The following is a 12,157-nucleotide window of genomic DNA, read 5'->3' as shown; positions in this document are numbered from 1 at the left end:
ACTCAATACTTACAACTATGAAAACAAAAAACATACTTATTTACTCTGGACTTATACTGGGTGGACTCTTACTCGGCTACCTATTTTTCGGAGGGACTTCGGAACCACAAACACTTGAAGAGCATATATCAGAAACCCACACTGATGAGGAAGGCAATGTGGTTTATACGTGCAGTATGCACCCTCAGATAAGAGAAAGCGAGCCAGGAAATTGTCCAATTTGTGGCATGGAGTTAATTCCGGCTAATGATCTTGATGACAGTGACTCAGAATCGCTCAACCCGAACGCTGTTACATTCTCGAAAGCCGCACTTGCGCTTGCTGAGGTTGAAACCACTCCGGTTAAAAAAGGAGTCCCAGTGGTTGAAACCCGGTTGCCGGGCAAAGTGGTTGTAAATCAGAACTTGGTATCGAATGTGACGGCTCACTTCCCCGGTCGTATTCGGGAGTTATATGTAGATTATACCGGTGATTACGTCCGTAAAGGTCAAAAACTGGTTTCTATTTATTCTTCGGAGTTAATTACGGCACAAAGTGAACTTTTGGAAACAGCCCGGTTCAAAGAACAAAACCCTCGATTATATGAGTCTGCCCGGCGAAAGCTATTGCTTTGGGAATTTCCGGAAGAGACCATTAACCAGATCGAACAATCAGGAGAAGTGATGGAAGAGTTAGACTTTTTCTCACCAGTATCTGGCTATGTATCACAGATCAATATCTCTCGGGAAGACCATATTCAGGAAGGCTCCATGCTATATCGTATCGCAAAACTTTCTGAGGTATGGATTGAATTTGAGGCGTATGAATCGTCAGTCAATAATTTAAAAATCGGAGATAAAATTGATTTTACGGTGAGCTCCATTCCTGGACACACCTATACCGGTGAAGTCAGCTTTATCCAGCCTTTTTTAAATGATAAATCCCGAACAGTAGAAATACGTATTACTGTTGATAATCCGAGAAAAGAGATGAAACCCGGCATGTTTGCTGAAGGAGTTATTTCTTCTCAATCAGACCAAGAACAGCAACTTCTTATCCCCCGAAGTGCTGTGCTATGGACCGGAGAAAGGTCCATTGTGTTTGTGGATGTTTCTACAGCTGAAACTCCTGCTTTTGAAGCAAGGGAAGTTGCATTAGGCAAAAGGGCTGGTAACGAATATGTAATTGAATCTGGACTGGAAGTTGGTGAGCGTGTGGTAACAAACGGCACATTTAAAGTGGACGCAGCCGCACAGCTTAGCGATAAACTCAGTATGATGAATAGAGAGCCGGGCTCAGGAGCAAATCGCGGGGCACATGATCACGGGGCTATGGACATGAATAACGGTGAAATGAATATGGACGACGGCGATATGAATGAATCCACTATGGATACAACTGAAGATCATTCAAATCATGAAATGGATAAAAGCCTTGAGGCATTAGTACCCCAGTACTTGAAACTTCGGGAAGCACTGTCCAAAGATGATTTTGAAACGGCTAAAGAACATGTCCGAGTGTTCTCAACAGATACATTCAGTGATATTGAAGAGCTCAGAGCCGAGTTCAAATCCATTTCAGAAACGCTTATTTCACGAATTGAAGAAGAAGGATATGAAGGAGCACTGTTCAAGCAATATTGCCCTATGTACGGTGGTGGAAGTACCTGGATAAGTGACAAAAAAGATATTGAAAACCCTTTTTATGGATCTCAAATGCACAACTGCGGAGAAACAGTTGAGCAGATGAATTAATGTATAAATCAAAAACGGAGGTATCATGAAATTAGTAAAAGCATACATACGCCCCATGCTGCTTGAAGAAGTGTATAAAGCGCTACGTTCTGAAGGCCATTGTTGCATAACGGTTTTCAGAGGAGAAGGAGCAGGTCAATATACCGATCCTGACCATGCCCATGGCTCTTTGCAATTCCCGGCGATGCACTCCAAAGTTGTGAAAATAGAAATAGCAGCGGTAGACGAAGATGTCAATTCTATTATTGAAATCATTCAACAAACTGCTTCAACAGGTTCGCGCGGAGATGGAATTATATTTGTCATGCCTATTGAGAATATGATTAGAATCAGGGATGGTGAGGAAGGACCTAAAGTAATAGAATAATAGGCTTACACAAAATAAACGGTAAGTATTAATCATCATTGTATAAGCTAACCCCTTAGATAAATGATATTTTAAGTAAAGCAAACTTTACAAAACCATAAGATTATGAGAAAGATAAAATCAATCGCTCTGTTACTGGCAATAAGTTTAGGTCTAACCGTAACCGCTGTGGCCCAGCAACAAAATATGGAGGAGAAAAAGCAGCAAATGATGACCATGATGCAGGACTCATCTATGCAATCCATGATGATGGATCACATGATGAATAACCCTGAAATGCGAGCCAAGATGATGCAGAGAAAGATAAAATCACAAAAGATGGATCATTCAAAAATGATGGAAAACATGAACTCCATGATGAACAATCCTGAAATGAAAGAACGCATGAAAAAGCATATGGAAATGATGCAATCTATGATCAATGGCAACATGGATCAATCAAAAATGATGTCTATGAAAGCAGATTCTTCTATGATGAACATGCATATGATGTGTATGCAAATGATGCAGGGAGGTATGATGGATTCGGGAATGAAGATGAAATCAGATTCTACCGATAATAAAGGTATGAACCATCATTAGTAAAAAATTAAACGGGGATGCACTACGATGACATTCCCGAATTCTAAAACTTCAAATTTATGAAAAGAAAACAATTTTTACGCAGAGTAGGTCTTGGAACTGGTGCATTAGCCCTATCACCTTGGTTAACATCCTGCTTAACTTTTTCTGACGATGAGTTGCAGGGTTCTTTTAGAAACAGATTGCCTTTTCCGGGTCAAATAACCGATCCTTCGTTTAATTTATCTGCCTCTTCTGCAGAAATAGAGCTACCAGAATCGTTAAGTCTGGCTGCTTTTCAATTTAATAATTCAGTTCCAGGTCCAACAATTCGACATTTAAAGGGGCAGGAACTTAACATTCAGTTTACTAATAATATAGGTCAGGAAAGCATTATTCACTGGCATGGACTCATTGTTCCCCCCGAAATGGATGGACATCCCAAAGATGCAATATCAGGAGGAGCCTATGATTATGAATTCAGCCTGAATCAAAGAGCCGGCACCTATTGGTATCACCCGCATCCTCACAGAATAACAGGAGAGCAGGTTTACCGCGGGTTAGCAGGTTTTTTTATTATTGAGGATGACGAAGAAAAAGCGCTCAACTTACCCAGTGGTAACTACGAGATACCACTCGTTATTCAGGATCGGAGAGTAAGTGACTCTGGGCAGATTATTTATAACCCGTCTATGCCCGAACGGATGATGACTGGGTTTTTGGGAGATACAATCTTAGTTAACGGAGCGCCATCTCCTTACCATGAAGTTGAGCCTGGTGTGTATCGCTTGAGAGTATTAAATGGCTCAAATGCCCGGATTTATAATGTAGCGTTTCAAGATGATCTTTCCTTTATGGTCATTGGCACCGATGGAGGCCTTCTACCGGAAGCTATTGAGACCAATGAATTATTAATGGCCCCAGGGGAAAGAGCAGACATACTGGTAGACTTCTCTGGATTGAAGAAAAATAGTATTCACCTTATCAGTAAACCATTTGATGTGCCTTCCGGCGGCGGTATGATGGGAATGCAAAACATGATGGGGAGCTCCGGCCCCGAACAAGGCACTGGTTTTGATCTTGTGGAATTCAGGATTGATGGAGAATCTAAGCAAGAATCAGTGGACCTTCCCGGTCAGCTGTCTGAATCGACCTTTCCTGAAGCTTCATCTGCTGATCGTACCCGCCCCATTCGGTTGGACATGCAAATGATGAACGGCCATACCATTAATGGACGTCAGTTTGAGATGAAGCGAGTCGATGAACGTGTAGAGCAAGGAAGTACTGAAATTTGGGAGTTTATCAATAACTCAAACGTACCTCACCCCATGCACGTGCATGCCGTTCAGTTTAAAGTTCTTGATAGAAGTGGAAACAGAGGATTAACGCCTACCGAAACAGGTTGGAAGGACACGGTACTTGTCATGCCCGGCGAGACTGTTAGGGTCATCATGAGTTTCAATGCGCCAAAAGGCCTGTACGTTTTTCACTGCCATAACCTGGAGCACGAAGACAACGGCATGATGGCTAACCTGGAGATTATATAACCTTTTGGACACAACAATTAATTTCTGAACTCAATTATTTAAAACTTTGGATAACTAATTATGGAATCTTTACTAACTCCTGAATGGGCTCCCAACATTCACCCACTGATCGTTCATTTTCCCATTGCGCTATTAGTGACGGCTGCATTGGCTAATTTTGTATCCCTTTTTATTCAAGAAAAATGGTGGGATGAAACAAAGAATACCATCCTTTATGTAGCAGGAGCACTTTTCGCCGGTGTCACCTATTACAGTGGCACCATTGCTGCAGATACGGTTTTTCTACCAGCTGAAGCACAATCGGTACTAAGTGAGCATTCTGACTGGGCGGAGTATCTTCTATGGTTCTTTGTAATATATGCTCTATTGAGAATCGCCTTTCATTGGCTTGATCTTTTTGAAAAGAAGAGCTTTAAGATCATTGCATTCATTACAGTGCTACCGGGATTATTTATGGTATATGAAACGGCTGAGTATGGCGGTAAAATGGTATATGGATATGGAGCGGGAACCGGTCAATTATTACAACAAGAAGAACTAGCCCTATCTGAAGTCACCGAAAGTACTACTGTTCCATCCTCCTTTATTACTAAAGATAATGGAGACTGGACCTGGGAGGTCAACTCAAATTCAGTAAGTGATCTAATCACTAACTTTCACTGGGTGGAAGGTTCTTTACAGGCATTAAAGCCAACTATAACTTCAAGCGGTAATCCGTTATTACAGCTTCAAGCTTCCGGGCAAGCAAATCTATTTGTAACCCATCAATCATACCAAAACATACAAGTTGATTACTACCTCAATCTGGATGATTTAGATGGAGAAATAGAACTCATTCATCACCTGCAGGATGCAAGTAACTATGATTTTGTTTCACTGAATTCGGATGGGATTATTCGTCAAGGCAGAATCCAGAACGGGGAAACAACCATTTTCGAAGAAGGCACCTATGAAACCGAGGGTCTGTTATTTCTACGGGTAGTGGCAGATGAAACGCACTTTCGCGGATATATTAACAGAGAGATGAAAGTTCACGGCCACGGGGATGCTCCGGAAAGTGGAAACGTAGGGCTAAAATTACAAGGCCAGGGATCAGTACTCGTATCTAAAATTGAAATGACGCAACTCTAAAAAACTATCTCAATGAAATCACTTATAAAAATATTTACTGTTCTTGTGTTTTTATCAGGAACCGTGATGGCTCAAACAAACCAAAAAGAAACCAAGGTTTTAGAAGCACTTGACAACTTTAAAACCGCCATTGTTGACAACGATTCTGATGCCGCGTCAAATGTAATGGCTGATAATGCCTTGATACTGGAAGGCAGCGGAATGGAAACGAAGAAAGAATATCTTTCCCATCACTTTCACTCTGATGGTAAATTTTTGAGTGCCATGGATCGTGAGATACTAACTCAAAAAATCAGCATTGAAGGAAATACAGCATGGGTCAGCACGGTTAGTTCCATGAAAGGAACGTATTCCGAAAGAGAAATAGACCTGACCTCTCTCGAACTTGCTGTATTAAAAAAAGAGGGTTCGGATTGGAAAATTACCGCCATTCACTGGTCATCCCGATAAGCAACAAACGATTTAATAAAAACGGAGTAAAATATGGACCACCAACACCACAATCACAAAGACCATAATAACCATGGTCACAATCATAGTGAGCATAGCAAGGATAAGGAACAAAACCATGATCATGGTGGGCATGAAGGGCACTCCCATCATGAGCACCATAAAATGATGGTGCAGGATTTTAAATTCCGATTTTGGTGGGTGCTTGCACTCACGATTCCGATCATGGCTCTCTCTCCAATGATTCAGGATTTTCTGGGTGTGGACTGGAGATTCACCGGTGACAGCTGGATTTTAGCTGCGTTATCAACCGTCGTTTACTTCTTTGGCGGATGGCCATTTCTCACCGGCCTGATTGATGAGCTCAAGAAAAAACAACCGGGTATGATGACGCTCATCGGCCTGGCTATTTCTATCGCCTACATCTATAGCACGGCTGTGGTCTTTGGCTTTGAAGGCGACCTGCTATACTGGGAGCTTTCAACTCTGGTCGGAATCATGCTGCTGGGGCATTGGATAGAAATGCGCTCTGTGATGAGCGCCTCGTCAGCGTTGGAAGAACTGGCAGCTCTCATACCGGGTGAGGCCCATCGCGTGAATGAAGATGGGTCTACAGAAGACGTTCCCGTGGAAGAATTACAACAGGGCGACAAAGTCCTTATCAAACCGGGAGAGAAAGTGCCGGCCGATGGGGTTGTTATTAAAGGAGAATCGAGCGTGAATGAAGCGATGCTGACCGGAGAATCCAAGCCGGTTAGTAAACAAAAAGATGATGAGGTAATTGGCGGTTCTGTTAATGAAAAAGGCTCTCTTACTATTCAAATTTCTAAAACCGGGGACGATTCATTCTTATCTCAGGTTATTAACCTGGTAAGAGAGGCGCAGGAAAGTAAGTCTCGTACCCAGGATTTAGCCAATCGGGCTGCTTTTTGGCTGACCATCATTGCTATTACAGCCGGCCTGATAACCTTTGGAGCCTGGATCTTTTTTACGGGACAAAGCTTTGACTTTGCCATGAACCGAACCGTGGCAGTCATGGTAATTACCTGTCCGCACGCTTTGGGCCTCGCCATTCCTTTGGTGGTTTCCCGATCAACCAGTATTGCTGCGACCAATGGATTTCTTATACGCAATCGGTCTGCTTTTGAGCAGGCAAGAAACTTGGATTCCATTATATTCGACAAAACCGGTACGCTAACCGAAGGAACTTTCACTGTAACCAATATTCTGAATTTTGGGGATGATTACTCCGATGAAGAGATACTTAAATATGCAGCTTCGCTGGAGAAAAACTCTGAACATCCACTTGCAAAAGGAATCCTCGAAAAAGCCGGCGAAACCTGGGAGCCGGATGAGTTTAATTCCATTACCGGAAAGGGAATTGAAGGCAAGGTAAATGGAAAGTCGGTGAAAGTAGTAAGCCCCGGATATATTCGGGAGCAGGAAATGGAATACCCAACAGCTGAAGTTGAAAAAGTATCATCACAGGGAAAAACGGTGGTTTTTGTGATCATTGGAGATCAATTGACCGGAGCCATTGCTTTGGGAGATCAAATTCGAGAGTCGTCTAAGAATGCGATTGATGCATTACACAAGATGGGGATTGAGTGCATCATGCTGACAGGCGACAATCAGCAAACGGCTGATTATGTGGCTGGAGAATTAGGCATTGATCAGGTGTTTGCTGAAGTGCTACCCGATGAAAAAGCCGATAAGGTGAAGGAGGTTCAGGGACAAGGAAAACTTGTGGCCATGACTGGTGATGGCGTTAACGATGCCCCTGCTTTAGCTCAGGCTGATGTTGGAATTGCTATCGGCGCTGGTTCAGATGTTGCCGTTGAAACCGGCGATATCGTACTGGTAAAAGATAACCCTCAAGATGTCACTGCTCTCATCAAACTTTCCAAATCTACTTATCGCAAAATGGTTCAAAACCTGTGGTGGGCTTCCGGCTATAATATCGGAGCCATTCCCCTTGCCGCAGGTGTCCTGTTTGCCTGGGGCATTATATTAAGTCCTGCAGTGGGAGCCATACTGATGTCGCTAAGTACTGTTATTGTAGCTATCAATGCACGGTTCTTGAAGCTTGAAAATTGAAGGATGTAAAATGGAAAATGGAAACTAAGTTTATCAAAATATGGGTTTAAAACTGCGAATCTAACTACAATATTTTCAAATTACTGAATAGTACATAAAACCAATAGAATAGAGGAGATACTATGGGAAAACTAAACACCAAGAAATTAGGAATAGCGGTTGGCGCAACAGGCGTGATTCTATACCTGGGCTGTGCCTTGTTGATGATTGTGCTTGGCCAGCAAGGAACTATTTCCTTTTTTAACGCCCTCTTGCACGGATTTGATACGTCATCAATCATTCGAATGGATATTCCTTTGTGGGAATCACTACTTGGAATTATTCTGACCTTCATTATAGGCTGGATATCTGGGGCAATAGTCGCTGCCACGTATAATTATAGTCTAAACGATTCTGAGAATTGAACGTGATTAGTGAACCTGCCAAAAAAGTAATTTTTTGGGCCTTTATCCTTAATACCGTTTGGGAGTTTGTTCAATGTGGCTTTCTATATGGCATGTGGGACTGGCCTTTTCTCAAGGCTACAGTTTGGATGTGGGGAGCTGTTTTAGGGGATATCATCATTGTATTAGGGCTATGGAGAGCCACCTCAATGCTGACTTCATCCGTGCATCTGGAACCTCGTCTTGGTCGCAAAGGATATACTGTGCTTTTCGGCTTAAGCTTTGCAGCAAGTATTTTTCTTGAATGGGCTGCCATTTTTCTTAGCCTGTGGGAATATACTTCTGCAATGCCTGTGCTAACTATTTTTTCTTATGAGGTTGGCTTATCGCCGATTTTTCAAATTACGGTTCTTCCCGCTTTGAGTATTTTTCTTGCTTCAAAGGGAACTAAAATTTCACGTGTATAAAACATAAACAAGCTTCTAAAACTTATGGGCAATAACTACCTAAGGTTCAGTTTTTAAGTTTAGCTGCAAAATTTGATATCTTTAAAACATAATTATGTAAGATGTTTTGTAGCTGATAGTCTATTATTAGTATTCACAAAATTTTAGCTTTGCTTAAAAAAATCCACAAAACAAAGATTTATAAAATCTCAGCCCGACTTCTGCTGATCATATTTGCTATGCATGTTCTAAGTGTGCATAGTCTGGCAGAGTCATTGGTGTATTGTTTTGAAGATAATGGCGATGTAAATGTTGAATCAAAGGCAGAGCTTGGACTATTCTTCAATAGTGAGGCTGAAGTTCACGAAAATGATGGTCATGATCACGAACAAGAAACCGTATTTCACCAAGATGGTGATCACCACAGAGATGTTCCTATTTCGTTACTCTGTGCCAAAGAAGACAAGCTGAATCGCTTTGACCAACAAAAGACAGTTGCTGATCTTAAACGAGCTGTTTTTCAAAAAAGTGAGATCACTCCGGCCTCCCGTTCCCTTCAGCAAACTATTTTCTTACCGCCGGTTATAGAAAATTCTATCACCACCAATCTACAGACCGTAGTACTTCTGAATTAGGCCATACAGCCCCTCCTATACCTAATTCACATTGAGAATGCCCTTCATACTTCACAGGATCATAGTATCCCGTGCGCATTTCTCATCAATCTACAACAGCTAAAAGGCTGAATACTACATGTCAAAATTTATCAAAACGATGCTGCTCATCGGCACGCTCGTGCTTGCTGCCGGTTGCGCCAGCGAACGAACGGTACTTCAAACACCATCTGAAAGCACGCTTATAGAACATGAATCGGAGGACTATTCTTCTCAGATTCTAAACAGAAATTTAGACTCTTCGGCCAATTCGATTACTATTGGCGACACGCTGAGCTATCGAACGGCACTGGCTAAAACGCTCCTCGAAAACCCCGGTCTGCAAAGTTATGCCTGGCAAGTTCGGGTTAATGAAGCCGAGCGCATTCAAGCTGCTTTGTTGCCCAATCCGGAACTGGAAGCCGAAATGGAAAACTTTGGAGGAACCGGTCCTTTTGAAGGCTATGATTCCAGGGAAACCACGATAAGGCTCAGCCAAAAAGTTCTCTTAGGGGCTGATCGGATGAAACGGAAACGACTGGCCGGTTTAACCACTGAGCTCGCCGGGTGGGATTACGAAACCCAGCGTTTAAATACGCTCACCGGACTCACACAAGCTTATACGTCCGCTTTGGAAGCCCAACTGCAATGGGAGCAACAGAAAGAGTTACTGGATGTTGCCCGGCAATTTTATGAAAGCGTGTCGGCGCAAGTCGAAGCCGGGAAAGTTTCAAAACTGGAGCAGACCAAAGCCCAGGTTGAACTCTCTCGTGCACGCATAGATCTGGAAAACAGGCGCAATGCGATGCAATCCGCTTTTACCACACTGGCCTCATTTTGGGGAAGTGATCAGGTTTCGTTTATGGCACTGTCAGGCGAATTAGAGATGCCGGATTCTATTCCAGACTACCAATACGTGGCCGAATTTATAGAGCGAAACCCAGATGTTGCTCGCTGGACTACCGAGATTCAGCAACGGGAAGCTTCCCTTTCGTATGAGCGATCCAAAGCCATTCCTGATATAAAAATCAGCGGCGGGTATCGCTGGATGGAAGATCTTGGAGCCGAAGCTGCTTTAGTAGGTGTCTCCATACCTCTTCCATTTTTTGACCGGAACCAGGGGAATGTAAAGGCAGCTCGCTATGAGCTCAACCGTGCGGAAACGTTGCGGGAGTCTGCCAGAATTGAGGTGCAAAAAGCCCTTCAAAATAGCTATAACAAGTTACAGGCTGCTTTATATGAGGCCGAGCAACTTCAAGCTGAAGTCTTACCCGGAGCCCAAACAGCCTATGAAGCTGCCCAAATCGGCTACCGGCAGGGAAAGTTTGATTTCCTGGAAGTTCTGGATGCCCAGCGAACTTTATTTACCAGCCGGACCCGCTACGTACAAGCGCTGGCTGAACTGAACCGTGCCATTGCACATGTAGAGCGACTGATAGGCACGCCCTTGAATGAAATTTCTACCAACTAATTATTTGAACCCCATGAAACAGAGATTAAAAACAATGAAGATCATTAACATATTACTCCCGATGTGGATGTTGCTTTTGAGTGGAGTCGTCATAAGCGGCTGTAGTTCTCAAAATGAATCCACTCCACAAACCGAAAACCATGCTACCGCTTCTGAACACGGCTCAGACGAAGCCCAACATACGGAGGCAGAAGGCGAGCGATCGGCAGAAGAAGGTGAACATTCAGGTGAAGTCCATTTATCACAGGAGCAATTAGCTTCTCTAAACATCAACGTAGATACCCTGAAAGCCGGAAGTGCAAGCTCCATAATTCAACGGCCTGCCAGTGTGATGTATGATATGGATCGCATTGCAAAAGTGGGCCCAAGAATTGAGGCCAAAGTGGTTAAAGTGCTTAAAGATTTGGGTGACTACGTGGAAGAAGGCGAGGCCATCGCTCAAATGAGCAGCGTTGGACTTGGTAAGATCAAAGCCGATTACATTCGCCTCAGAGCGGCCATGAAGAAGGAGGAAGCCCACTTTAAGCGTGAGCAAAATTTGTATGAACAGGATATCTCCAGTCAGGCTGAGCTGTTGCAGGCCGAATTGGAATATGAACAAGCGAAAGCAGAGCTTGATGCGGCCTCAGAAGCGTTGCGTTTGTACGGATTATCCCATAATGACATCCAAAATATTAAGGCCGGAAGTGAGACCCCGCTTTCATATTTCTACCTGAGCAGTCCACTAAGTGGAACCATTCAGGAGCGAAATCTTTCCCCCGGACAAACCATTAGCCCCAGCGAAACGCCAGTTCACGTAGCAGATCTGTCTAAGGTATGGGTGATGATAGACGGCTATGAGCAGGATATTCGCAACCTGAGTACCGAGCAAACGGTGGAGCTTTCCGTGAGAAGCATGCCAGGCACTACCTTTTCAGGAACCACAGACTGGATCTCCTACGAGCTGGAAAAAGAAACCCGAACCATGCCTGTACGTGCACTGTTCGACAACCCTGATGGACAACTACGTGCCGGTATGTTTGGCACCGCTCGCATTTATACCAATTCAAAGGAAACCGCTGCCCTCATTCCTGTGGACGCCGTTCAACAAATCGAAGGTACTGACCGTGTATTTGTGCCCGGTGATGAGGTCGGAAGTTTCCGTCCGGTTGCCGTTACGCTTGGAAATGAACGAGACGGTTTTGTGGAAGTACTTTCCGGTTTAACACCTGGACAATCAGCCGTTTTTTCAGGGGCTTTTGACCTGAAATCGGCCTTAACCGCCGCAACCCGGAGTGCTTCTCATGGCCACTAAAGCTGACCAGCTCAACAAAATTAT

At 43.5% G+C, this 12,157-nt stretch carries 12 protein-coding genes; all 12 read left to right on the top strand.

Features of this window, described 5'->3' with window-relative positions:
• Window positions 1-17: 17 nt before the first annotated feature.
• The 12 genes from ABFW99_RS02020 (at window position 18) to ABFW99_RS01965 (ending at window position 12,133) form a co-directional block, all read left to right on the top strand.
• Window positions 18-1,733: an efflux RND transporter periplasmic adaptor subunit gene (locus ABFW99_RS02020; RefSeq protein WP_349353307.1), complete on the top strand. Its 1,716-nt coding sequence runs from the start codon at window positions 18-20 to the stop codon at window positions 1,731-1,733.
• A gap of 25 nt (window positions 1,734-1,758) precedes the next feature.
• On the top strand, window positions 1,759-2,100 hold the full coding sequence (locus ABFW99_RS02015; RefSeq protein WP_255135950.1) for a P-II family nitrogen regulator: 342 nt from the start codon (window positions 1,759-1,761) through the stop codon (window positions 2,098-2,100).
• A gap of 105 nt (window positions 2,101-2,205) precedes the next feature.
• A complete protein-coding gene (locus tag ABFW99_RS02010; RefSeq protein WP_349353308.1) occupies window positions 2,206-2,682 on the top strand; it encodes a hypothetical protein in 477 nt (158 codons plus the stop codon).
• 59 nt (window positions 2,683-2,741) lie between these two features.
• On the top strand, window positions 2,742-4,208 hold the full coding sequence (locus ABFW99_RS02005; protein WP_349353309.1) for a multicopper oxidase family protein: 1,467 nt from the start codon (window positions 2,742-2,744) through the stop codon (window positions 4,206-4,208).
• 60 nt (window positions 4,209-4,268) lie between these two features.
• Window positions 4,269-5,339 carry a DUF2231 domain-containing protein gene (locus tag ABFW99_RS02000; protein ID WP_349353310.1) on the top strand — a complete coding sequence of 357 codons (1,071 nt, stop codon included), beginning with the start codon at window positions 4,269-4,271 and terminating at the stop codon, window positions 5,337-5,339.
• A gap of 12 nt (window positions 5,340-5,351) precedes the next feature.
• Window positions 5,352-5,789: a YybH family protein gene (locus ABFW99_RS01995; protein WP_349353311.1), complete on the top strand. Its 438-nt coding sequence runs from the start codon at window positions 5,352-5,354 to the stop codon at window positions 5,787-5,789.
• A 33-nt stretch (window positions 5,790-5,822) separates the two neighbouring features.
• A complete protein-coding gene (locus ABFW99_RS01990) occupies window positions 5,823-7,886 on the top strand; it encodes a copper-translocating P-type ATPase (protein WP_349353312.1) in 2,064 nt (687 codons plus the stop codon).
• Window positions 7,887-8,008: 122 nt separating this feature from the next.
• Entirely contained in the window at window positions 8,009-8,290 is a 282-nt protein-coding gene (locus ABFW99_RS01985; RefSeq protein WP_255135937.1) for a DUF5676 family membrane protein, read from the top strand.
• Entirely contained in the window at window positions 8,287-8,736 is a 450-nt protein-coding gene (locus ABFW99_RS01980; protein ID WP_349353313.1) for a hypothetical protein, read from the top strand. Before ABFW99_RS01985 ends, ABFW99_RS01980 begins: the two co-directional genes overlap by 4 nt.
• Before the next feature lie 149 nt (window positions 8,737-8,885).
• Entirely contained in the window at window positions 8,886-9,350 is a 465-nt protein-coding gene (locus ABFW99_RS01975; RefSeq protein ID WP_349353314.1) for a hypothetical protein, read from the top strand.
• A 118-nt stretch (window positions 9,351-9,468) separates the two neighbouring features.
• A complete protein-coding gene (locus ABFW99_RS01970) occupies window positions 9,469-10,839 on the top strand; it encodes a TolC family protein (RefSeq protein WP_349353315.1) in 1,371 nt (456 codons plus the stop codon).
• Between the two features lie 34 nt (window positions 10,840-10,873).
• Window positions 10,874-12,133 (top strand): efflux RND transporter periplasmic adaptor subunit, encoded by a 1,260-nt coding sequence (locus tag ABFW99_RS01965; RefSeq protein ID WP_349353316.1) that lies wholly within the window; start codon window positions 10,874-10,876, stop codon window positions 12,131-12,133.
• The last annotated feature ends 24 nt before the right edge of the window (window positions 12,134-12,157 follow it).

It is taken from the genome of Gracilimonas sp. BCB1 (genome assembly GCF_040117685.2).
Lineage (GTDB): Bacteria > Bacteroidota > Rhodothermia > Balneolales > Balneolaceae > Gracilimonas.
This window is presented reverse-complemented; position numbering and strand designations above follow the sequence as displayed.